Source organism: Pseudomonas urmiensis (genome assembly GCF_014268815.2).
Taxonomy (GTDB): domain Bacteria; phylum Pseudomonadota; class Gammaproteobacteria; order Pseudomonadales; family Pseudomonadaceae; genus Aquipseudomonas; species Aquipseudomonas urmiensis.
In genome coordinates, this window is record NZ_JABWRE020000001.1 from 3,834,271 (window position 1) to 3,856,078 (window position 21,808).

A 21,808-nucleotide genomic window follows, 5' to 3' on the forward strand; every position below is an offset into this window, starting at 1 on the left:
CTTGTTCTCCTCAGCAAGCCTGCAGAAAATCGACGACCCGCGCCGTGAACGGCTCACCGATCTCGACATTGGACAAGTGCGCGGCGTGGAATTCTACGTAGTGCGCGCCCTCGATCGCGTTCTGCATGAAGCGTCCATGCTCCGGGGTGGTGACCACATCGGCAGTACCGGCGACGATCAGGGTCGGCACCTGGATAGCCGCCAGTTGCTCGCGGTAGTCGGCATCGCGCACCGCCGCACAGTTGGCGGCATAGCCTTCAGGCGAGGTCTGCGCCAGCATCTGGGTGATGCGCTGGGCCTGGGCGGCGTGGGCCTCGGCGAATGCCGGGGTGAACCAGCGGGCAATGGAGGCATCGCGCAAATCGACCATGGCCTGGCGGCCACCCTTGAGCACTGTGTCGATGCGGGTATTCCACACCTCATCGCTGCCGATCTTGGCGGCGGTGTTACACAGGGTCAGGCTGAGCAGGCGTGAGCCTGCGTTGATACCCAGCCACTGGCCGATCAGGCCGCCCATCGACAGGCCGACGAAGTGCGCCTTGGCGATGTCCAGTGCGTCCAGCAGCGCCAGCACGTCAGCGCCCAGCTGGGCAATGCTGTAGGGGCCGGCGGTGACCAGCGAGCCGCCATGGCCACGGGTGTCGTAACGCAGCACGCGAAAGTGCTTGGACCAGGCCGCTACCTGCGTGTCCCACATGCCAAGGTCAGTCCCCAGCGAGTTGGACAGCACCAGCACCGGGGCCTCCTGCGGACCATCGATTTGGTAATTCAGTACGCCATCGGCCAGTTGCAAATGCGCCACAGCGGTCTCCTTCAGGCAGTCAAACGTTGATGTTCAGCCACGGCGCGCGCCACCCAGACGCGGGCCTGGCCGAGGTAATGAGCAGGGTCGAGCAGGCGGTCGAGCTCCTGCGCGGACAACTCGGCAGTGACCTGCGCCTCGTCACCGAGCACGGCGCGCAGGTGGCGCTGCTCAGCGACAGCGCGCTGGCAGCACTGCTCCAGCAAATGATGGGCGCGGTCGCGGCCCAGGCGCTGGGCCAGGACGATACTGACCGCTTCGGCCAACACCAGGCCCTGAGTCAGGTCGAGGTTGCGGCGCATGCGTTCGGCATCCACCTGCATCCCCTCGGCGATCACCTGGGCCTGGCGCAGGGCGCCAGACACCAGGCAGCAGATATCCGGCAAGGTTTCCCATTCGGCGTGCCACAGGCCAAGGCTGCGCTCGTGCTCCTGGGGCATGGCGGCGAACAGCGTCGACAACAGGCCCGGCACCCGCGTGGCGGCGCCGATCAACACGGCCGCGCCAACCGGATTGCGCTTGTGCGGCATGGTCGAAGAGCCGCCCTTGCCCGGCGCGGAAGGCTCGAACACCTCCCCCGCTTCGGTCTGCATCAGCAAGCTGATGTCGCGGCCGAACTTGCCCAGGCTGCCCGCCACCAGCCCCAGCACCGAGGCGAACTCCACCAGGCGATCGCGGTGGGTATGCCAAGGTTGCTCAGGCAGGCTCAGCTTGAGCTGCTCGGCCAGCGCCTCGGCCACTGGCAGCGCCTTGCTGCCCAGCGCCGCGAGGCTGCCGGAGGCACCGCCGAATTGCAGGCAGAGCAAGCGTGGGCTCAGCTCTTTGAGGCGCTGGCGGTGGCGGGTCAAGGCGCCGAGTACGCCGGCCAATTTCATCCCCAGGGTCACCGGCGTTGCGTGCTGCAACCAGGTGCGCCCCACCAGTGGCGTGTCAGCGTGTTGCAGGGCCTGGCGGGCCAGGGTATCGGCCAACGTGGCCAGATCGGCTTCGATCAGCTCGAGCGCATCGCGCAGTTGCAGCACCAGCCCGCTGTCCATGGCGTCCTGGCTGGTCGCGCCTAGGTGCACGTAGCGCTCGGCGTCTGGTACGCCGCTGGCGACCACCCTGCCCAGCGCCTTGACCAGCGGAATCGCCGAGTTACCTGCCGTGGCGATGGCATCGGCCAGGGCGCGGGCGTCATAGCGCTCGGCCTTGCATGCCGCCTCGATGGCCGGCACCGCAGTGTGCGGCACCAACCCTGCAGCGGCTTCGGCCCGCGCCAGGGCGGCCTCGAAGTCGAGCATGCCTTGCAGGCGGCCACGGTCGGAGAAAATCTCGCGCATGGCCGGTGCAGTGAAGTAGGCGTCGAACAGCTGGTTGTCCGCTCGGTGGGTCATCGCGAGTCCTTAGTGATCATGGTGCAGGTAGGCCGCTTGCTTGGGCAGGCGCAGGCTGAACAGGAAGGCCACCGCCATCATGGCGGTCACGTACCAGTAGAAGGTGTTCTCCATCCCCAGGGTTTTCAAGCCCAATGCGACATATTCGGCCGAACCGCCGAACACCGCGTTCGCCACGGCATAGGCCAGGCCCACGCCCAGGGCGCGCACTTGCGGCGGGAACATCTCGGCCTTCACCAGGCCGCTGATGGAGGTGTAGAAACTGACGATACACAAGGCCAGGGTAATCAGCACGAAGGCCATGAATGGGCTGGTCACGGTCTTCAGCGCCATCAGCAGCGGCACGGTGAAGACAGTGCCCAAAGCGCCGAACAGGAGCATCGAGTTACGCCGGCCAATGCGGTCGGAGAGCATGCCGAACAACGGCTGCAGGATCATGAACAGGAACAGCGCGCCGGTCATGACGAAACTGGCGTCCTTGGCGGGCATCCCGGCGGTGTTGACCAGATATTTCTGCATGTAGGTGGTGAAGGTGTAGAAGATCAGCGATCCGCCAGCGGTGTAGCCCAGGACGGTGATGAACGCCGCAGCGTGGTTGCGGAACAAGCCGCTGACACTGCCGGCGTCTTTGTCCTGGCGGGTTTCGGCGCTGCTGGTTTCTTTCAGCGAACGGCGCAGCATCAGCGAGATCAGGGCAGCGACGGCACCCACCACGAACGGAATGCGCCAGCCCCAGGCACGCAGTTCTTCTTCGCTGAGCAACTGCTGCAGGATCACCACCACCAACACCGCCAGCAACTGGCCGCCGATCAGGGTGACGTACTGGAACGAGGCGAAGAAACCGCGCTGGCCGCGCAAGGCGACTTCACTCATGTAGGTAGCGGTGGTGCCGTATTCGCCACCCACCGACAGGCCCTGGATCAGGCGCGCCAACAGCAGCAACGCCGGCGCCCAGGCACCGATGCTGGAGTAGGTCGGCAGGCAGGCGATGATCAGCGAGCCGAAGCACATCATCAGCACCGAGACCATCAGCGAATTCTTGCGCCCATGACGGTCAGCCAGGCGGCCGAAGATCCAGCCACCGATGGGGCGCATCAAGAAGCCCGCGGCGAATACGCCTGCGGTATTGAGCAACTGCACGGTCGGGTTGTCGGAAGGGAAGAACGCCGGGGCGAAATAGATGGCGCAGAAGGCGTAGACGTAGAAGTCGAACCATTCCACCAGGTTGCCTGAAGAGGCACCGACGATAGCGAAGATGCGCTTGGAGCGTTCTTCGCCGGTGTAATAGGTTGAGGTCATGGTGGTTTTACTCCTGGAGGGTCACTGAGAGTCTAGACATACCCAGTTACACTCTCGTTCCGCTACCCGGCCATGGTCGGGTTTTGCAAGCCCCATCGCGGGGCAAGCCCGCTCCCACGGGATAGTGGTTCCCGTGGCAGCGGGCTTGCCCCGCGATGCGGCCAGAGCTGCTCAAACCCGCTCTATGGCCAGCGCCAGCCCTTGGCCAACACCTACGCACATGGTCGCCAGGCCCTTACGCCCGCCGCTTTTCTCCAACTGATGCAGCGCAGTCAGCACCAGCCGTGCGCCGCTCATGCCCAACGGATGGCCCAGGGCAATCGCGCCACCATTGGGGTTTACCTGCGGTGCGTCATCGGCCACACCCAACTCGCGCAGCACTGCCAAGCCTTGGCTGGCGAACGCTTCGTTGAGTTCGATCACGTCGAAGTCGGCCACGGCAACGCCCAGGCGCTCGGTCAGTTTGCGCACTGCCGGCACCGGGCCGATGCCCATCACTCGCGGCGCGACACCGCCACTGGCCATGCCCAGAACCCGTGCCCGCGGGGTCAAGCCATGTTTCTTCACCGCTTCTGCCGACGCCAGGATCAACGCGGCGGCGCCGTCGTTGACGCCCGAGGCGTTGCCCGCAGTGACGGTCTTGTCCGGGCCGTTGACTGGCTTGAGTTTGCTCAGTGCTTCGAGGGTGGTATCCGGGCGCAGGTGCTCGTCGTGCTCGACCACGGTCTCGCCCTTCTTGTGGGCAATGCGCACTGGCACGATCTCTTGCGCGAAGAAACCTGCAGCCTGCGCCGCTGCTGCCTTTTGCTGGCTGCGCAGGGCGAAGGCGTCTTGATCCGCGCGGGAAACCTGATAGTCGTCAGCGACGTTGTCGGCCGTCTCGGGCATCGAGTCGACGCCGTACTGGCTCTTCATCAGCGGGTTGATGAAACGCCAACCGATGGTGGTGTCCTCAAGCTTCATGTTGCGCGAGTAACCACTCTCGGCCTTGCCCATGACGAACGGCGCGCGCGACATCGACTCGACACCACCGGCAATCGCCAGCTCCATCTCGCCACTGGCAATGGCGCGAAACGCCGTGCCAATTGCATCCATACCCGAAGCGCACAGGCGGTTGAGGGTCACCCCAGGAATGCTCTCGGGCAGGCCCGCCAGCAGCAGGGCCATGCGCGCGACGTTGCGGTTGTCTTCGCCGGCCTGGTTGGCGCAGCCGAAGAACACTTCGTCGACCTGATCCCACTGCACCGACGGGTTACGCTCGATCAGCGCCTTGAGCGGCACTGCTGCCAGGTCATCGGCGCGCACGCCGGCCAGGGCGCCGCCGAAGCGGCCGATCGGGGTGCGGATGGCATCACAGATGAACACGTCACGCATCAGGCTTCTCCTGGCTTCTGGCCGTGGGCGGCAGCGGTGCGCTGTTCAAGATCACGCAGCGCGGTCAGCTCGACCTCGTTTGGCGCGGCGGTGGTCTGCACGTCATCGGCAAAGCGGATCGCCCAGCCGGTGGCGGCAATGATCTGTTCGCGGGTCACACCAGGGTGAATCGAGGTGACCACGAATTCGTGGGTGCCGGCTTCCGGCTCCATGATGCACAGGTCGGTGATGATGCCGACCGGGCCTTCACCAGGCAGGCCCAGGCGTTTACGCGAGTCGCCACCCTCGCCGTGGCCGACCGAGGTGATGAAGTCCAGCTTGTCGACAAACGCGCGTGGCGATTGCTTGAGGATGATCAGCACTTGCTTGGCGGAACCGGCGATTTCCGGCGCACCACCGGCACCCGGCAAACGGGTGCGCGGGGCGTGGTAGTCACCGACCACGGTGGTATTGATGTTGCCGAAGCGGTCGACCTGGGCGGCGCCGAGGAAGCCCACGTCGATGCGTCCGCCCTGCAGCCAGTAGCGGAAAATTTCGCCGGTCGGCACCACGGTGTCGGCGGTTTCCGCCAGCTCGCCGTCGCCGATCGACAGCGGCAGCACGCTCGGCTTGGCGCCAATCGGGCCAGATTCATAGATCAGCACGACGTCGGGCGACGAGGTCAGGCGCGCCAGGTTGGCAGCCTTGGACGGCAGGCCGATACCGACGAAGCAGACCGCACCGTTGCGCAGGCGACGGGCAGCGGCGACAGTCATCATTTCGGAAGTGGAGTAGCTCATTGCGCGGCCTCCGCAGTGCTGGCCAGCTTGGCCTTGAATTCATTGAAGTCGGCGGTGCCGCGGATGTAGCTATCGATCCAGGCGGTGAACGACTCACGGTCACGGGCAATCGGGTCCCAGGCCTGGTAGAAGCGGTTGTCGCGCTCGTAGTAGCCATGGGCATAGGACGGGTGGGCGCCACCCGGCACCAGGCACACCGCCGACAGCGCCCAGGTCGGCAGCACACAGGCGTTCATTGGCGCTTGCAGGTCGTCGACGATTTCCTCGACGGTGACGATGCACCGTTTGGCCGCCAGGGCCGCTTCTTTCTGCACACCGAGAATGCCCCACAGCAGCACGTTGCCTTTGCGGTCGGCCTTCTGCGCGTGGATCACGGTCACATCCGGGCGCACCGACGGCACGGCAGCGAGCACTTCGCCGGTGAACGGGCAAGTGACGCTCTTGATCAGCGGGTTGACCTTGGGCAGGTCGGAACCGGCGTAGGCGCGCAGCACCGCGAACGGCAGGCCCGAGGCACCCGCGACATAGGCGTTGGCCAAGTCCGCGTGGCTGTGCTCTTCGATCTCGATCGCATGCGGCCAGTGCTTCTCGACCGCATCGCGCAGGCGGTGCAGCGACCCGACGCCTGGGTTACCACCCCAGGAGAAGATCAGCTTGCTGGCGCAGCCGGCGCCGATCAATTGGTCGTAGATCAGGTCCGGGGTCATGCGCACCAGGGTCAGGTCGCGCTTGCCCTGGCGGATGATCTCGTGGCCGGCTGCGGTCGGGATCAGGTGGGTGAAGCCTTCGAGGGCGACGGTGTCGCCGTCCTGGATGAATTGCTTCACGGCCTCGTGAAGCGAGAGGATTGCTGCCATTGGAGACTCCTGGTCAGGGTGCTGCGTTGAGCTCAGATTAAGGAGACTGGAGGGTGGCGCACAATCCGATAATCGATTACTTGTGCGATTATCGAACCATTTGTTATCGTGCTATCCATTCACCCCAAGACCCTCAACCCCTGCGGGAGCGGGCTTGCCCCGCGCCTACAGAGTCGTTGTGGTTTGCAGAGTCAGGTCGCGTCAGCGTGACTCACCAAGCCCTTGACGATCACGCCCACGGTCGCCAACGCCGCCGGCACCAACAACGCAGTCAGCACTTGTTCGAAATTCCAACCCAGCCCGAGCAAGGTCGCCCCACTCCAAGCACCGAGAATGGCGCCAAAGCGACCAATGCCGAGCATCCACGACACGCCGGTGGCGCGTCCCTGGGTCGGGTAGAACCGCGCCGCCAGCGACGGCATGGCCGACTGCGCACCGTTCACGCACATGCCGGCCACCAGCACCAGGGTGGCAAGCAGGGTCATGTTGCCCAGGCTCTGCCCCACGGCGTAGGCGAATACCCCGGCCAGCAGGTAGAACAGGCCGATGACCTTGTGCGGGTTGAAGCGGTCCATCGCCCAGCCCACCGCGACTGCGCTAAGCACGCCGCCGAACTGGAACAGTGCGCCGATGAAAGCGGCCTCCTCCATGCTCGCGCCACTGTCGCGCATCAGCGTCGGCAGCCAGCTGGTCAGCAGATAGACGATCACCAGGCCCATGAAGTAGGTCAGCCACAGCAACATCGTGCCCAGGCCGTATGTGCCAGAGAAGATCACCGCAAACACGTTGCGCGCTGCCACCGCCTTCTGCTCAGGCACACTGAAACTGGCAGCCTGGGCGACCACGGCAGGGGCGATCGGCGCCAGGGTTTTGCGCACCTTGTCGGTGCCGCGATTGCGCACCACCAAGAACCGCGCCGATTCCGGCAGCCACACCAGCAGCACCACCGCCAGCAGCAGCGGCAGCACACCGCCAATCACCAGCAGGCTGTGCCAGCCATAGGCCGGGATCAGCTTGGCCGAGATGAAGCCGCCACCGGCCATGCCGAGGTTGAAGCCGCAGAACATGCTGGTCACCAACAGCGACTTGAGTCGTTCCGGGGTGTACTCGGAGAGCAAGGTGGTGGCATTGGGCATACCAGCACCCAGGCCCAGTCCAGTGAGAAAACGCAGTACCAGCAGTTGGTCGACATTGGTGGCATAGGCCGAGGCCAGGCTAAAACCGCCGAACACCAGCACCGCGCCAACCAGCACACCTTTACGGCCGAAGCGGTCGGCCAATGGGCCGGAACCCAATGCGCCAAACACCATGCCGATCAGCGCGGCACTCATCACCGGGCCGAGGCTGGCGCGGTCGATACCCCATTCCTGGGATAGCGCCGGAGCAATGAAGCCCATGGCCGCGGTGTCCAGGCCATCGAGGAATACGATCAAAAAACACAGGATCACCACCCGCCATTGGTAGCGCGACAGCGGCTGATCATTGATGAACGATTGGACGTCGAGACAATTGCCGACAGTGGTTTGCGGTTTGTTCATTGTTGTTATCCAGGAAAGCGGCGCAGGCAGGATCCTGACGCAAGTGGCTGCGCAGGTATCGAGGGTCGGGAGTTATGGCCGTGCGTCAGCCTGGATACAACGGTACTGCGTGCGGGTGCGGCCGCAGCACAGAAAGGACAGTGGTCATGGGGTGTGCCTCTCGCATGTTGTTCTTGTTCGGTCGGCAAAGCCGACCGTTGCGAAAGACATTAATCAGCGGGCCGGCGCTGCGCAATTCGGTGGAGACGAGTTTGTGCGTTTATCGAACAACATCAGTGTGCAGTCGACTGCAGCAGTTCGAGCGCAGATGTCGGCTAGCGTGGGAGCGGGCTTGCCCCGCGATAGCGTTATTGATCGCGCAGCCGCTATCGCGGGACAAGCCCGCTCCCACGTAGCCAACATCCGCAGCCGCGCCGACGTAGCGCTTATCCGAACAGCTGGGTGCACAGGTCCCGGCTCGAAGCCAACAGGATCGGCAAAAACCGCTGCTCCAGCTCACTGCGAGTCACCCGTCCGACATGGGTACTGACGTTCAACGCCGCCAGCACCTGGCCCGAGGCGTCATAGATCGGCACGGCAATTGAGCGCAGGCCCTGTTCCAATTCCTGGTCAACCACACACCAACCCTGGGCCCGCACCTGCTGGATGCAGGCAAACAGCGACTCCGGATCATGCAGGGTACGGCTGGTACGCGCCTTGAGGTCGGCACGGTCGAGGTATTCGCGCAGGCTGGTGTCATCCAACGCCGCCAGCAGAATGCGCCCCATCGAGGTGCAATAGGCCGGCAGCCGACCACCGACCGACAAATCGACCGAGATAAGCCGCTCCACCGTGGCCGAACGCGCTATATAAAGGATGTCATCACCTTCCAGGGTGGCCATGTTGGCCGCCTCATGCAGTTGGTCACTGATGCGATCCAGATAAGGCTGCGCCGAGACCGCCAACGGCGTCGACGACAGGTAGGCATGGCCCAGGGTCAAAACCTTGGGCAGCAATGAGTAGGTACGACCGTTGGTCGTGGCATAACCCAACTTTATCAAGGTATGCAGGCATCGCCGCACGGCTGCGCGAGGGATCTCGGTGCGGTGGCTGATCTGGGCGATGGTCAGGTGGCGTTTGCGCTCCTGGAACGCCTGGATGACCGCCAGGCCCCGGGCCAGAGAGGTCATGAAGTCCGGATCGCCAGTGAACGCCTGAATGCGCTTGGCGGGCGACGCCACGATCGGAGGCGCCATTGCGGGGGAACTGGCTCTTTCCTGTACCGGGGCGTCCTTGGGCAGGTTTTCGTCGCTCATGGCTGACCTCAAAAAAATCTGTCGTTCGTGCGATTATCGAACGAACGGCCGATAATCGCAATTGACCGCTGACACTTTTGCTTATACCTTTCTCATGCCACATGTGGCTTCTTTGGAGAGACTGGTCAGGTACCCACCGTAGAAGTCCCCAGGCACGGCCTCGTCACCACGAGGCCGTTTTACCTCCCCTCGCGTTCCAGCGAACTTTCTGCACCCGCTCAACTCAAACTTCTGACCGATTCGCTAGCCGAGTCGATAGTCGTATGAACAACTTTGAGTGCTTGTGTCAGTTACCCGTAAAGAGCGATGATCGATGAGTTGCCGATTGCTATAATCAGTCTGCTGGCCGTGATCAACACGTAGGCGTTAGCCCCAACTGTCTCTTTGCATAGGGTGTTTGCCAGTTCGCCAGGTGAACAGCTTAAAACTGTTACGGTTTGATCAAGTGCCTTCGCACCTTTTGGACCACTGTTGCTGCGACAGCGATTTCGCTCTGGTTGCGTAGCCGCATGCGTAACTTTGCATGCCGAGCCGGAGCCAACTCTCATACTATTCAGGTACTACTGTGACGAAAGATGAACTGCGCGCAGAACTCGAGCGCCAGGCTGAACGTTACAAGGATGTTTATGGTGGTGAAGTCACCACGTATGCGGCGCAACCGGAGCCGGAACGCAAACCGTGGCGCAAGCGAGCCACCGTCCAGGACCAGGTATTCGCCCAGGAACTGGAAAAGATGGAAAAGGATTTGCGCAGCGACGAATCCTGACGCTACGGCCCGGCATGTGACTAGGCCAAGCGGCTGACAGATCGTTACTCAAATGACGCGCATGAAATGGAATTACACAAATTTCATACGCCCGTTTTAACGCCTCTTGCGCCTGATAGATTTCGAAAAATCGCACCATTTTGCCGAAATTAGCGATTTTTATCGGCATTAATGTTGCCGAAAGCCTGCTATTGCCACGGGTTTGCTAACCGCCTGAAGACACCATCGGTCTGTCGGGGGTGCATCGATTGCCAAGGTTTTCTGGCATAATCCGGCCCCCCTACGACCGCCAGAAAACCTTCATGATCGATTTATTCAGCGGACTGGATGCCTGGGTAGTGGTGAGCTTGGTGCTCGCACTGACCTTCGTGCTCGCATTCGAGTTCATCAATGGCTTTCATGACACCGCTAACGCGGTAGCCACTGTCATCTATACCAAAGCCATGCCACCGCACCTGGCCGTGTTCTTCTCCGGCGTGTTCAATTTCCTCGGGGTTTTGCTCGGCGGCGTTGGCGTGGCCTATGCCATCGTCCACCTGCTGCCGGTCGAACTGCTGATCAATGTGAACACCGGTCACGGCCTGGCCATGGTCTTCTCGTTGCTGGCCGCGGCCATCACCTGGAACCTGGGCACCTGGTACTTCGGCATCCCCGCGTCCAGCTCGCACACCCTGATCGGCTCGATCCTCGGTGTGGGCCTGGCCAATGCGCTGATCAGCGACATCCCGCTGGGTGATGGCGTCAACTGGCAGAAGGCGATCGACATCGGCATGTCGCTGGTACTCTCGCCAATGGCCGGCTTTGCCGTTGCCGCGCTGGTCCTGCTGGGCCTGAAGTGGTGGCGCCCGCTGTCGAAGATGCACAAGACCCCAGAGCAACGGCGCAAGCTCGACGACAAGAAGCACCCGCCGTTCTGGAACCGTCTGGTGCTGGTGATCTCGGCCATGGGCGTCAGCTTCGTGCACGGCTCCAACGATGGCCAGAAAGGCATCGGCCTGATCATGCTGGTACTGATCGGTATCGTTCCGGCCAAGTTTGTCCTCGACCTGAACAGCACCACTTACCAGATCGAGCGCACCCGCGACGCTACCCTGCACCTGAGCCAGTTCTACCAGCGCAACGAAGCGACCCTGGGCGAGTACCTGGCCCTGGGCAAAGCCAAGTCCAGCGACCTGCCAGAGCAGTTCAGCTGCAACCCGCAGCAGACCGAGCCGACCATTGCCGCATTGCAGTCTTCGCTTAAAGGCGTCACCGACTACCGCGACCTGAACGCCGAGAAGCGTGTGGAAGTGCGTCGTTACCTGCTGTGCCTGGACGACACGGCGAAGAAGGTTGGCAAGCTGCCGGGCCTTGAGCCGCGCGAGAAGGCCGACCTGGAAAAACTGCGCAAAGACCTGACCGCCACCACCGAATATGCACCGTTCTGGGTAATCGTGGCCGTCGCCCTGGCCTTGGGCCTGGGTACCATGGTGGGCTGGAAGCGCGTGGTACTGACCGTTGGCGAGAAGATCGGCAAGCAAGGCATGACTTATGCCCAAGGCATGTCGGCACAGATCACGGCGGCGTGCGCCATCGGCATGGCCAACGTGTTCAGCCTGCCGGTATCGACTACCCACGTATTGTCGTCGGGTGTCGCCGGTACCATGGTGGCGAACAAGAGCGGCCTGCAAGGCGGCACCGTCAGGACCATTCTGCTGGCCTGGGTACTGACCCTGCCGGCCACCGTGGGCCTGTCTGCCGGGTTGTTCTGGCTGGCGACCAAGGCGATTAGCTGAGTCGCTGTGCAGTAATGTGAAAAAGGCGCCTTCGGGCGCCTTTTTTCGTACACATGACAAAACGTGGGAGCGGGCTTGCCCCGCGATAGCCTCAGCAAGCCCACACGCTAGTACGAGCAGCACGCAGACATCGTCAGCGCCGCTTGCCACCCAGCAACGAGCCCATCAACCCTCGCACCAACTGCCGGCCCAACTGATTCGCCGCCTGGCGCACCGCCGACTTGATCGCCTGCCCCGCCGCGCCCTGCAAGAACTCGCCAGCCTTGTCGGCAAAGCTGTCTTGCTCGACTTTAGGCTGCGGCGCCGGCTCCACCGGCTCGCCCTTGCGCTGGGTGAGCATCTCGTACGCCGACTCGCGATCGATCGGTTTGTCATAGCGACCAATCAACGACGAAGAGGCCACCAGCGCACTGCGCTCGGCCGCAGTCAACGGTCCGATGCGCGACTGCGGTGGTGCGATCAAAACGCGCTGGACCATCGCCGGCGTACCTCTGTCTTCGAGCGTGCCGACCAACGCCTCGCCAATCCCAAGTTCAGTGAGCACGGCCAGCGAATCGAAGGCAGGGTTAGGCCGAAAGCCATCAGCCACAGCCTTGAGCGACTTCTGCTCCTTGGCGGTGAACGCCCGCAACCCATGCTGAATACGCAAGCCCAACTGGGCCAGTACCGCATCGGGCAAATCACCGGGCGACTGGGTAACGAAGTACACCCCAACGCCCTTGGAGCGAATCAAGCGCACGACTTGCTCCAAGCGATCCTGCAGGGCCTTGGGCGTGTCATTGAACAACAAGTGCGCTTCATCGAAGAACAGCGCCAGCACCGGTTTGTCAGCATCGCCACGTTCTGGCAGTTGCTCGAACAATTCGGCCAGCAACCACAGCAGGAAGGTCGCGTACACCTTCGGCGCTTCGTGCACCAAGCGGCTGGCATCGAGCAGATGTATGCGCCCGCGCCCTTGAGCATCAGGCTGCAACAGGTCCTCAAGTTGCAGCGCCGGCTCACCGAACAGCGCTTCGGCGCCCTGCTGCTCCAGGGTCGCCAGACGCCGCAGTAGCGCCTGGGTCGAGCCACTGGTCATCAACGCGCTGTCTTCGCCGAGCACCTGCGGGTTGTCTTTGAGATGGTTGAGCAGGGCCTTGAGGTCTTTCAGATCGAGCAGCAACAGGCCATCGCGGTCGGCCACCTTGAACGCCGCGTACAGTGCCGCCTGCTGGCTGTCGGTCAGCTCGAGCAAGTTGCCCAGCAGCAGCGGCCCCATTTCGCTGAGGGTGGTGCGCAATGGATGACCCGACTGTCCGGCGATATCCCACAAGGTCACCGGATACGCTTTGGGGGTATGGCCCAACCACGGCATGCCAGCGATTCGCTCGGCCACCTTGCCCTGCGGCGCGCCTGCCGCGCCCAGGCCGCACAAGTCGCCCTTTACATCGGCGGCAAAGACCGCCACCCCAGCATCACTGAACACCTCGGCCAGGTGCTGCAAGGTCACGGTCTTGCCGGTCCCCGTCGCGCCTGCCACCAAGCCATGTCGGTTGGCCAGGCGCATGGCTTGGCTGACAGGCTGGCCATCAGGGCCTGCTCCTACAACTATTTGCGAAGAATCCGACATCTTGTTTCATCCTCTGCTCAAGCTTTGCCCGATAACGGCCGATATCTCTGGGTGATATTCACCCTTAAGACAGGAACATCCCAAAAAAGGACTAGCGGGACTTGTTGCACTGTTTACCAGCTCTTTGTGCGAACGACCCGATAAATACCTTAGCGGAACCGATTACGCCATGAACAAAAGCCTACGTTTCAGCCATAAGATCCTCTTGGCCGCCTCACTGATCGTGATGCTCGCCTTCAGCCTCTTCACTCTCTACAACGATTACCTCCAGCGTAATGCGATTCGCCAGGACCTGGAGAATTATCTGGCTGAAATGGGTAAGTCCACTTCGACCAACATCCGCAACCTGTTCGATGGTCGCATCAAGTTGGTCGAGAACCTGGCGCAGAACATCGCCCAGCAGCCGAGCAACGCCGAAACCCTGATGGGCCAGAACGCGCTGATCTCAAGCTTCCTCACTGTTTATCTGGGTAAGGTCGACGGTGGCTTCAGCGTCCGTCCGGACTCGCAGATGCCTGACGGCTACGACCCGCGCACCCGCCCCTGGTACAAGGACGGCATGAATGCCAGCGGTGCGATTCTTACCGAACCCTACATCGACCTGACCACCAACAAGATGGTCATCGGCATTCTCAGCAATGTGTCCAGCTCGGTTGGCGTGGTCGGTGGCGACCTGGCCCTCGACGGTTTGGTCGAAATCATCAACTCGCTGAACTTTGGCGGCATGGGCTACGCCTTCCTGGTCAATGACCAAGGCAAGATCCTGGTCCACCCGGACAAAGACCTGGTGATGAAATCGCTGGCCGACCAGTTCCCGCACAATACGCCGAAACTCTCCGGTGAGCTGACCGAAGTGCAAGCCGACGGCCAGACGCGCCTGTTGACCTTCACCCCGATCAAGGGCCTGCCTTCGGCCAACTGGTACATCGGCCTGTCGGTAGACAAAGACAAAGCCTTCTCGATGCTCAGTACCTTCCGCACCTCGGCGGTGATCGCCACTGTAGTGGCGGTGGTGATCATCATTGGCCTGCTGGGCCTGCTGATCCGGGTCTTGATGCAACCGTTGCTGACCATGACCCGCGCCATGGAAGACATCGCCCAGGGCGAAGGCGACCTGACCAAGCGCCTGACCATCCATAGCCAGGATGAATTCGGCATCCTCGGCAGCGCCTTCAACCGGTTCGTCGAGCGTATCCACGGCTCGATCCGCGAAGTGTCCTCGGCCACCGAGCAAGTCAACGAGGTGGCGTTGCGGGTGATCAGCGCCTCCAACTCGTCGATGAGCAACTCCGACGAGCAATCCAACCGCACCAACAGCGTCGCTGCGGCCATCAACGAGCTCGGCGCCGCCGCTCAGGAGATTGCCGGTAACGCCGCCCAGGCCTCGCAACACGCCAGCTCCGCGCGCTTGCTCGCCGAAGAAGGGCAGCAGGTCGTGGATCGCAACATCGAGGCGATGAATCGCCTGTCGGACCTGATCGTTACCTCCAGCGGCCATATCGAGACGCTCAACAGCAAGACGGTCAACATCGGCCAGATTCTGGAAGTGATCACCAGCATTTCGCAACAGACCAACCTGCTGGCGTTGAACGCCGCGATCGAAGCGGCGCGCGCTGGCGAGGCCGGTCGTGGTTTCGCGGTGGTGGCCGATGAGGTCCGTAACCTGGCCCACCGCACCCAGGAATCGGCGCAACAGGTACAGACCATGATCGAGGAGCTGCAAGTCGGCGCGCGGGAATCGGTCGAGACCATGGGCCAGAGCCAGCGGCACAGCCAGGACAGCATGCAGATCGCCAACCAAGCCGGCGAGCGCTTGGAAAGCGTCACCGTGCGCATTGGCGAAATCGACGGCATGAACCAGTCGGTGGCGACGGCTACCGAGGAGCAGACGGCGGTGGTCGAGTCGATCAACATGGACATCAGCGAGATCAACATGCTTAACCAGGAGGGCGTGGAGAACTTGCAGGCTACCCTGCGGGCATGTTCGGACCTGGAGCAGCAGGCGGGTCGACTGAAGCAGTTGGTGGGCAGTTTCCGCATCTAAATTGAGCTAGCGCGTCGCCCGTTTCGCGGGCGAGCCCGCTCCTACAGGGACCGCACCGGCTTCACGGCCTGAGCGGTCTATGTAAGCGGGCTTGCCCGAGAAACGGGCGACTCTGTTTGCAGTACCTCCCTCCAAACCTCGATCGAACAAACTATTCTTCTGAGAGGTCAACCTTTAGGCGCGTCATCGCCGGCTGCTTCAGCCGGATGACAGACCCGAAGACGATCCCGGAGGGATGCTGATCGTGCACATTGCTGACATCACCATGTTCTACGCCCCGGCCAGCGGCGGCGTACGTACCTATCTTGATGCCAAACACCGCCGCCTCGATGCCATGCCTGGCGTACGCCACAGCCTGTTGATCCCCGGCGCCAGCGCCAGCCATACCGATGGCGTGTACCAAGTCCCCGCCCCGCCCCTGCCGTTTGGCAAAGGCTACCGTTTCCCGGTTCGCCTGGCGCCTTGGTGCAACGTACTGCGCGAACTGCAACCCGACTTGATTGAAGTGGGCGACCCCTATTTGACCGCTTGGGCGGCACTGGAGGCGCGGCGCAAGCTTGAAGTGCCGGTGATCGGCTTCTACCACTCCGACCTGCCGCTGCTGGTCGGCAACCGCATGGGCAACTGGTTCACGCCCAATGTCGAAGCCTACGTCAGCAAGCTCTACGGCAACTTCGACCGGGTCCTGGCGCCAAGCCAGGTGATGGCCGACAAACTGCGCAGGCTCGGCGTCAAGGAAGTGCACGTACAGCGGCTGGGCGTCGACCTCGCAACCTTCAATCCCGAACATCGCGACAGCCGTCTGCGTGCTGAACTGGGCATCGCCGACACCACCCGCCTGCTGGTGTTCGCCGGGCGCGGTTCGCGCGAGAAGAACCTGCCGGTTCTGCTCGACTGCATGCGCCAGCTGGGCCGCCACTATCACCTGCTGCTGGTGGGCTCGGGGATGCCGGCCAACGTGCCGGACAACGTCAGTGTGATCAATCAGTTCTGCGCCCCGCAGGAAGTCGCCCGGCTCATCGCCAGCGCCGACCTGCTGGTGCACGCCGGCGACCAGGAAACCTTCGGTCTGGTCATCCTCGAAGCCATGGCCAGCGCCACCCCAGTGGTGGCGGTGCGTGCCGGCGCGTTTGGCGAGATCGTCAACGAGCAGTGCGGCCGCCTGTGCGCGCCCAACGACAGCCTGGCGATGGCGGCGACGGTGCGCGAGGTCTTCGAAGACGGCGTGCGCAAACTGGGCCTGCAGGCGCGCCGGCATGTCGAGCAGCATTATTCCTGGGACAACGTGGTCAACGGCCTGCTGCAGCACTACCAGGCGGTTCTCGGCCACCAGCCACAGGTCCGCGCCCATGCCTGAACCGGCCAATCCGAGCCCACGCAGCCTGATGCTGGTGTTGCACGATGTTGCCCCCGAGACCTGGCCCGACTACCAGCCCTTCGTCGAGGCCGTCGACCAACTGGGCGATGTGCCCATGACGTGGCTGGTGGTCCCGGACTTTCACCATCGCAACGCCCTGAGCCGTTCACCCAGCTTCTGCCAGCTGCTCGAACGACGCTTGCGTCAAGGTGACGAGCTAGCCCTGCATGGCTATTACCATGCCGACGACGGCCCGCCGCCACGCAGCAGCCGCGACTATTTCATGCGCCGGATCTACACCCACGAAGGCGAGTTCTATGGGCTCGACCAAGCCCAGGCGATGCAACGCCTGCAAGCAGGGCTTGAGCTGTTCAATAGCCAGGGCTGGCCGGTGGCAGGCTTCGTTGCCCCGGCCTGGTTGATGAGCGAAGGCACGCGCCAGGCGTTGCGCCAGTTGCCGTTGCGCTACACCAGCACACCACAGCACCTGTACCGCTTGCCTGAGTTCACCGCGATCGAAGCCCCTGGCTTGGTTTGGAGCGCCCGCAGCGCCTGGCGCCGGGGTCTGTCACGGGTGGTTTGCGACTGGCAGCGCCGACGCTGGCATGAAGCGCCGACCGTGCGCCTGGGCCTGCACCCTGTCGACATGCGCCACCCCAGCTCTCGAAACTATTGGCTAAACGCACTGCAAACGCTGATGGCGCAAGGTCGCCAACCCTTGACCAAATCGGCCTGGCTCGAACGCCAGATCGCAGCATGAATCGCCTTGGCTGGTTGGCCCTGGCACTGCTGTTCGCCGTGCTGGTGCCAGCCCTGCTGGGGGGCAGTGAGTTGCTGCCAAGACTGAAAACCTTCGCCCCTGGGCTGATGCTGACGCTGCTGGGGATGATCCTGCTGTGCTGGATCATCAATGCCCTGCGCCTGCGCCTGCTACTCGGCCAGCAAGGCGCCCAATTAGGCCGGGTGCGCAGCCTTGGGGTAATCATGGCCACCGAGTTCGCCATCTGCACCACCCCCGCAGGCAGCGGCGGCCCCTTGACCTTGATGGCCCTGCTGGCACGTGAACGGATCGGCCCAGCGCGCAGTGGCGCGGTGTTCGCCATGGATCAGTTGAACGATCTGCTGTTCTTCTTCTGCGCCATGCTGGCCATCGCCGGTTATGCGCTGTTCCACAGCCTGGGACACAGTCAAGAGAGCATGCTGCTGGGCAGCGCGCTGATGCTGTGTATCGCCTTGGCGTGCGTGTTGGGCTTGCTGCGCTATCGGCGCGCCGTCATGCGTTTCAATGGCCGGCTTTTGCGGCGACTGGGCATGGCCGTGCATCGGCGCCGACGCTGGGCGCGCAAGTTGCTGCATTTCGTGCAGGCCTTGGCTGAGACCTGGCGGCTACCCAAACGGACCTTGGCGCTGGTGTTCAGCCTGACCTGCGTGCATTGGAGCCTGCGCTACAGCGTGCTGTACCTGGTATTGCGCGGATTGGGCGTGGAGCTGTCGTGGATACCGAGCTTTCTGGTGCAGATGCTCTCGCTCAGCGCCGGCCAGTTCAGCCTGCTGCCAGGTGGCGCAGGTGCCGCCGAGCTGACCTCGGCGAGCCTGTTGACGCCGTTGGTGGGCAGCTCGACCGCGGCCGCCGCGATCCTGATCTGGCGCGCGGTTACCTACTACTTTTATCTGCTGGCGGGCGGCCCTGTGTTCGTTTGCCTGCTGGCGCGTCCGCTGCTGGAGCGCTGGCGGCGCCATCAGGCGGGTTGAGCTGGCGCCACAGGGCGGCGGCGCCGGGGAATTCGGTGCCATCCTCGGCGCTTAGCGCCTCGGGGTCGAAGCGGGCCAGGCAGCCTTCGCCCAAGGTGGGTGGCGCCTTGGCGCCGGCCTTGTCGCGTGGATCAGCCATCGGCCCGCCCTCTTGCTTAATCGAACACCACGGTCTTGTTGCCATGCACCAGGACGCGGTCTTCCAGGTGATAACGCAGGCCGCGCGCCAATACCATTTTCTCGACGTCACGCCCAAAGCGGACCATGTCTTCGATGCTGTCGGCATGGTTAACGCGAACCACGTCCTGCTCGATGATCGGGCCGGCATCCAGTTCTTCGGTAACGTAGTGGCAGGTCGCGCCGATCAGCTTGACCCCACGCAGTGCCGCCTGGTGGTATGGCTTGGCGCCGACGAAAGACGGCAAGAAGCTGTGGTGGATGTTGATCACCCGCTCAGCAAACTGCTCGCACAACTGCGGCGGCAGGATTTGCATGTAACGCGCCAGCACCACCACATCGGCGCCATGCTCTTCGACCAGGCGCGACACTTCGGCGAACGCCGGCTGTTTATCCTTTGGATCGACCGGAACGTGGAAGAACGGAATACCGTGCCACTCGACCATGCTGCGCAGGTCATTGTGGTTGGAAATCACGCAGGGGATATCGCAATCCAACTCATCGGTGTGCCAGCGGTGCAACAAGTCCGCCAGGCAGTGCGACTCGCGGCTGGCCATCAGCACCACGCGTTTTTTCTGCGCAGAGTCAGTCACGCGCCAGATCATCGAGAACTCTTCGGCGATTGGCGCGAAGGCTTCACGGAACGCCTCGATGCCGAACGGCAGCGACTCGGCACGGATCTCATGACGCATGAAGAACCAACCGCTCTGCTCGTCGGAGTGGTGGCTGGCTTCGTTGATCCAGCCATTGTACAAGGCCAGGAAATTACTGACTTTCGCCACGATGCCGACACGGTCGGGGCAGGCAATCACCAGTCGATAGGTGCGCATGAGGGAGACTCCAAGAACTTCGCAAAGGCGCATATTCTAACGAGCTGCCAGGAAAAACGCAGTAATCATCGGCGCCTGCCCGGACCGGACCAGCCCTCCGCCCGCAGCCGCGACAATTAGACCTTAAGCACATCGGTTCTGATGAGACCGGCAAGTCATATGTAAATTTTTCTTAACCAAAGAATCTTGTTATTGCCGAGTCGATTACAGTTTATTACCTGATTAATTGTTTACTTGCGAGAATCGCCTGTCTATTATTGGCCCACACTGTCTCTCTGAACATGCATTAAGGAACACGCCATGTCCCTGATCAACGAATACCGCGCTACCGAAGAAGCCATCAAAGAACTGCAAGCGCGTCTGGCCAACCTGTCGCAAGATGACAAGCTGAAAAAAGAGCTGGAATTCGAAGGCAAGCTGCGCACCCTGATGGGTGAATACTCCAAGTCGCTGCGTGACGTAATTGCCCTGCTCGACCCAGAAGCCAAACTGAGCAAAGCCCCACGTGGCGCCGCCAAGACCACCAGCACCAAGCGTGCGCGTAAGGTCAAGCAATACAAAAACCCGCACAACGGTGAAGTGATCGAAACCAAAGGCGGCAACCACAAAACCCTGAAAGAGTGGAAAGCCAAATGGGGTGGCGATGTGGTTGAAAGCTGGGCGACCCTGCTGGACTAATATGTCCGTGACCCGCTTTGCAAAAAACGCCGGCTGATGCCGGCGTTTTTATTTGCTCAATCACATTACAGCTGCAACTGCGTCTTCAATTGTTGGACATGCACCTGCCAGGCCTCCAGCACGCGGCGCCCCGCCTCGTCGGCCGTGGCCCAACTGCTCTGGCAAGCCTGCTCGAAGTCACCCAGGGTGTTGGGCGCGCCCCAGCGCGGATCGCTCAACCGTTGCTGGCAAAATAGCAGCCAGCGTTGCTGCTCCTGTTCATTCAATGTTTCAAAGAAATTTCGCGCGCGGTAGCGGAACAACAACTCAGGTAGCCGCGGGTCATCGAACATCCACTGCGAATGACCCAGTTGCGCTGGGTCGACCACCCGCACCTGTTCGCACAGGCGCCGATCGCGATCTCCGATAAAACCGTCATACAATTGTTGTTCGGGATCTTCGCACGGCGGGAACTCTTCCCCGCTGTAAATGTGTTCGAGCTTATCTTGCCAACTGCTCTGTTGACTGGCCAAGGCCTCGCCACGCGATTGCAACATTGCCAGGTCAATACCCAGCCGCGCTTGATCGGCCGGTCGCAACACCTTCAATGGCGCCAGTACTGGGCAGCGATTGATATGCACCAACTTCAGGGGCACCGGTAATTGCCCTGCGCTGAGATCATCGCGCCGAGTGTATAACCGCTCACGTAATGTTTCGGCGCTTTCCCGTATTAAAGGTAAGGTTTCCAAGTGCAGGTCGCACACAATCAGTGCATTGCGGTTGCGCGGGTGCCAGGCCAATGGCAAGACCACGCCAATATAATTTCGCTCGGCGGAAAAGCGCCCCGAGATATGCACCAACGGCTGCAACAGGCGAATGTGCTCCATGACTTTGTGCTTGCTGCGCAACTCAAACAGCCAGTCATACAGCTTGGGCTGTTTGTCACGGATCAGTCGCGCCAACGCAATGGTTGCCCGCACGTCGGAAAGCGCCTCGTGCGCATGGCCGTGATCGATGCCATTGGCCTTGCTGAGCAATTCCAGGCGCAAGCTGGTGCGACCGTCCTGCTGCGGCCAGACAATCCCTTCAGGGCGCAGGGCATAGGCGGTGCGCACGATGTCGATCAGATCCCAGCGGCTGTTGCCGCCCTGCCATTCACGGGCATAGGGGTCGAAAAAGTTGCGGTAGAGGCTATAGCGGGTGACCTCGTCATCGAAACGCAAGGTGTTGTAGCCCGCGCCGCAGGTGCCGGGGCGCACCAGCTGCTCATGCACGCGGGTCATGAACTCAGCTTCGCACAGCCCTTTGCTGGCCAGTTCCGCCGGGGTGATACCGGTGACCAGGCACGCCGCCGGGTGCGGCAGGATATCGTCCGAGGGGCGGCAATAGAGGTTGACCGGCGCGTCGATTTCGTTGAGTTCAAAATCAGTGCGCACACCCGCCATCTGCAACGGGCGGTCGCAGCGCGGATTGATTCCGGTGGTTTCGTAGTCGTGCCAGAAGATGCTGGAGGTCACGGGG

At 62.3% G+C, this 21,808-nt stretch carries 18 protein-coding genes and 2 pseudogenes; 8 read left to right on the forward strand and 12 right to left on the reverse strand.

Annotated elements, in window-relative coordinates:
• Window positions 1-10: 10 nt before the first annotated feature.
• The 8 genes from pcaD to pcaR form a co-directional block, all read right to left on the reverse strand.
• Window positions 11-802, reverse strand: coding sequence for a 3-oxoadipate enol-lactonase (gene pcaD / locus HU737_RS17210; protein ID WP_186553945.1), 792 nt, complete (start codon window positions 800-802; stop codon window positions 11-13).
• Between the two features lie 11 nt (window positions 803-813).
• Window positions 814-2,178: a 3-carboxy-cis,cis-muconate cycloisomerase gene (locus tag HU737_RS17215; RefSeq protein WP_186553944.1), complete on the reverse strand. Its 1,365-nt coding sequence runs from the start codon at window positions 2,176-2,178 to the stop codon at window positions 814-816.
• Between the two features lie 9 nt (window positions 2,179-2,187).
• A complete protein-coding gene (locus HU737_RS17220; RefSeq protein WP_186553943.1) occupies window positions 2,188-3,477 on the reverse strand; it encodes an MFS family transporter in 1,290 nt (429 codons plus the stop codon).
• Window positions 3,478-3,648: 171 nt separating this feature from the next.
• Window positions 3,649-4,854: a 3-oxoadipyl-CoA thiolase gene (pcaF, locus tag HU737_RS17225; protein WP_186553997.1), complete on the reverse strand. Its 1,206-nt coding sequence runs from the start codon at window positions 4,852-4,854 to the stop codon at window positions 3,649-3,651.
• Entirely contained in the window at window positions 4,851-5,630 is a 780-nt protein-coding gene (locus HU737_RS17230; protein ID WP_186553942.1) for a CoA-transferase subunit beta, read from the reverse strand. The genes pcaF and HU737_RS17230 overlap by 4 nt, the downstream gene beginning before the upstream one ends.
• The gene (locus tag HU737_RS17235) at window positions 5,627-6,487 is read right to left on the reverse strand and encodes a CoA transferase subunit A (protein WP_186553941.1); all 861 of its coding nucleotides are present in this window, start codon (window positions 6,485-6,487) and stop codon (window positions 5,627-5,629) included. Before HU737_RS17235 ends, HU737_RS17230 begins: the two co-directional genes overlap by 4 nt.
• A gap of 191 nt (window positions 6,488-6,678) precedes the next feature.
• Entirely contained in the window at window positions 6,679-8,025 is a 1,347-nt protein-coding gene (gene pcaK, locus HU737_RS17240) for a 4-hydroxybenzoate transporter PcaK (RefSeq protein WP_186553940.1), read from the reverse strand.
• A gap of 425 nt (window positions 8,026-8,450) precedes the next feature.
• Window positions 8,451-9,320 carry a pca regulon transcriptional regulator PcaR gene (gene pcaR, locus HU737_RS17245; protein WP_186553939.1) on the reverse strand — a complete coding sequence of 290 codons (870 nt, stop codon included), beginning with the start codon at window positions 9,318-9,320 and terminating at the stop codon, window positions 8,451-8,453.
• A gap of 565 nt (window positions 9,321-9,885) precedes the next feature.
• On the opposite strand from pcaR, the gene HU737_RS17250 reads away from it, so the two are divergent.
• Both HU737_RS17250 and HU737_RS17255 read left to right on the forward strand, forming a co-directional pair.
• On the forward strand, window positions 9,886-10,086 hold the full coding sequence (locus tag HU737_RS17250) for a hypothetical protein (protein WP_186553938.1): 201 nt from the start codon (window positions 9,886-9,888) through the stop codon (window positions 10,084-10,086).
• 302 nt (window positions 10,087-10,388) lie between these two features.
• Entirely contained in the window at window positions 10,389-11,861 is a 1,473-nt protein-coding gene (locus HU737_RS17255) for an inorganic phosphate transporter (protein ID WP_186553937.1), read from the forward strand.
• Between the two features lie 133 nt (window positions 11,862-11,994).
• Here HU737_RS17255 and HU737_RS17260 read toward each other — a convergent pair whose 3' ends face one another.
• On the reverse strand, window positions 11,995-13,470 hold the full coding sequence (locus HU737_RS17260) for a helicase HerA-like domain-containing protein (protein ID WP_186553936.1): 1,476 nt from the start codon (window positions 13,468-13,470) through the stop codon (window positions 11,995-11,997).
• Window positions 13,471-13,696: 226 nt separating this feature from the next.
• Between HU737_RS17260 and HU737_RS26640 the strand changes: the two are divergent.
• The 5 genes and pseudogenes from HU737_RS26640 to gpgF all read left to right on the forward strand — a co-directional run.
• A pseudogene (locus tag HU737_RS26640) lies at window positions 13,697-14,656 on the forward strand (HAMP domain-containing protein); the annotation flags it as partial.
• A gap of 261 nt (window positions 14,657-14,917) precedes the next feature.
• Window positions 14,918-15,514: pseudogene (locus HU737_RS26645) on the forward strand (methyl-accepting chemotaxis protein); the annotation flags it as partial.
• Window positions 15,515-15,749: 235 nt separating this feature from the next.
• Window positions 15,750-16,871 (forward strand): N-acetylglucosaminyl phosphatidylglycerol synthase, encoded by a 1,122-nt coding sequence (gene gpgS / locus HU737_RS17270; RefSeq protein ID WP_186553934.1) that lies wholly within the window; start codon window positions 15,750-15,752, stop codon window positions 16,869-16,871.
• On the forward strand, window positions 16,864-17,631 hold the full coding sequence (gene gpgD, locus HU737_RS17275) for an N-acetylglucosaminyl phosphatidylglycerol deacetylase (protein ID WP_186553933.1): 768 nt from the start codon (window positions 16,864-16,866) through the stop codon (window positions 17,629-17,631). The genes gpgS and gpgD overlap by 8 nt, the downstream gene beginning before the upstream one ends.
• Window positions 17,628-18,623 (forward strand): glucosaminyl phosphatidylglycerol flippase, encoded by a 996-nt coding sequence (gpgF, locus tag HU737_RS17280; protein WP_186553932.1) that lies wholly within the window; start codon window positions 17,628-17,630, stop codon window positions 18,621-18,623. Before gpgD ends, gpgF begins: the two co-directional genes overlap by 4 nt.
• Here the strand turns inward: gpgF and HU737_RS26650 are convergent.
• Together HU737_RS26650 and purU are read right to left on the reverse strand one after the other, a co-directional pair.
• The gene (locus HU737_RS26650; protein ID WP_405129548.1) at window positions 18,526-18,762 is read right to left on the reverse strand and encodes a hypothetical protein; all 237 of its coding nucleotides are present in this window, start codon (window positions 18,760-18,762) and stop codon (window positions 18,526-18,528) included. The two genes, gpgF and HU737_RS26650, sit on opposite strands and share 98 nt — an antisense overlap.
• 16 nt (window positions 18,763-18,778) lie before the next feature.
• Entirely contained in the window at window positions 18,779-19,630 is an 852-nt protein-coding gene (gene purU, locus HU737_RS17285) for a formyltetrahydrofolate deformylase (protein ID WP_186553931.1), read from the reverse strand.
• 300 nt (window positions 19,631-19,930) lie between these two features.
• Here purU and mvaT point away from each other — a divergent pair, with 300 nt between their 5' ends.
• The gene (gene mvaT / locus HU737_RS17290; RefSeq protein ID WP_186553930.1) at window positions 19,931-20,308 is read left to right on the forward strand and encodes a histone-like nucleoid-structuring protein MvaT; all 378 of its coding nucleotides are present in this window, start codon (window positions 19,931-19,933) and stop codon (window positions 20,306-20,308) included.
• Window positions 20,309-20,373: 65 nt separating this feature from the next.
• On the opposite strand, the gene sbcB is transcribed toward mvaT, so the two are convergent.
• The gene (gene sbcB, locus HU737_RS17295; protein ID WP_186553929.1) at window positions 20,374-21,804 is read right to left on the reverse strand and encodes an exodeoxyribonuclease I; all 1,431 of its coding nucleotides are present in this window, start codon (window positions 21,802-21,804) and stop codon (window positions 20,374-20,376) included.
• Between the last annotated feature and the right edge of the window lie 4 nt (window positions 21,805-21,808).

Bases quoted from the DNA above. Each gene is read 5' to 3' on its own strand.
- HU737_RS17215 (WP_186553944.1), bottom strand. From the start codon at position 2,178: ATGACCCACCGAGCGGACAACCAGCTGTTCGACGCCTACTTCACTGCA.
- HU737_RS17220 (WP_186553943.1), bottom strand. From the start codon at position 3,477: ATGACCTCAACCTATTACACCGGCGAAGAACGCTCCAAGCGCATCTTC.
- HU737_RS17230 (WP_186553942.1), bottom strand. From the start codon at position 5,630: ATGAGCTACTCCACTTCCGAAATGATGACTGTCGCCGCTGCCCGTCGC.
- HU737_RS17235 (WP_186553941.1), bottom strand. From the start codon at position 6,487: ATGGCAGCAATCCTCTCGCTTCACGAGGCCGTGAAGCAATTCATCCAG.
- pcaK (WP_186553940.1), bottom strand. From the start codon at position 8,025: ATGAACAAACCGCAAACCACTGTCGGCAATTGTCTCGACGTCCAATCG.
- pcaR (WP_186553939.1), bottom strand. From the start codon at position 9,320: ATGAGCGACGAAAACCTGCCCAAGGACGCCCCGGTACAGGAAAGAGCC.
- HU737_RS17255 (WP_186553937.1), top strand. From the start codon at position 10,389: ATGATCGATTTATTCAGCGGACTGGATGCCTGGGTAGTGGTGAGCTTG.
- HU737_RS17260 (WP_186553936.1), bottom strand. From the start codon at position 13,470: ATGTCGGATTCTTCGCAAATAGTTGTAGGAGCAGGCCCTGATGGCCAG.
- gpgS (WP_186553934.1), top strand. From the start codon at position 15,750: ATGCTGATCGTGCACATTGCTGACATCACCATGTTCTACGCCCCGGCC.
- gpgD (WP_186553933.1), top strand. From the start codon at position 16,864: ATGCCTGAACCGGCCAATCCGAGCCCACGCAGCCTGATGCTGGTGTTG.
- gpgF (WP_186553932.1), top strand. From the start codon at position 17,628: ATGAATCGCCTTGGCTGGTTGGCCCTGGCACTGCTGTTCGCCGTGCTG.
- HU737_RS26650 (WP_405129548.1), bottom strand. From the start codon at position 18,762: ATGGCTGATCCACGCGACAAGGCCGGCGCCAAGGCGCCACCCACCTTG.
- purU (WP_186553931.1), bottom strand. From the start codon at position 19,630: ATGCGCACCTATCGACTGGTGATTGCCTGCCCCGACCGTGTCGGCATC.
- mvaT (WP_186553930.1), top strand. From the start codon at position 19,931: ATGTCCCTGATCAACGAATACCGCGCTACCGAAGAAGCCATCAAAGAA.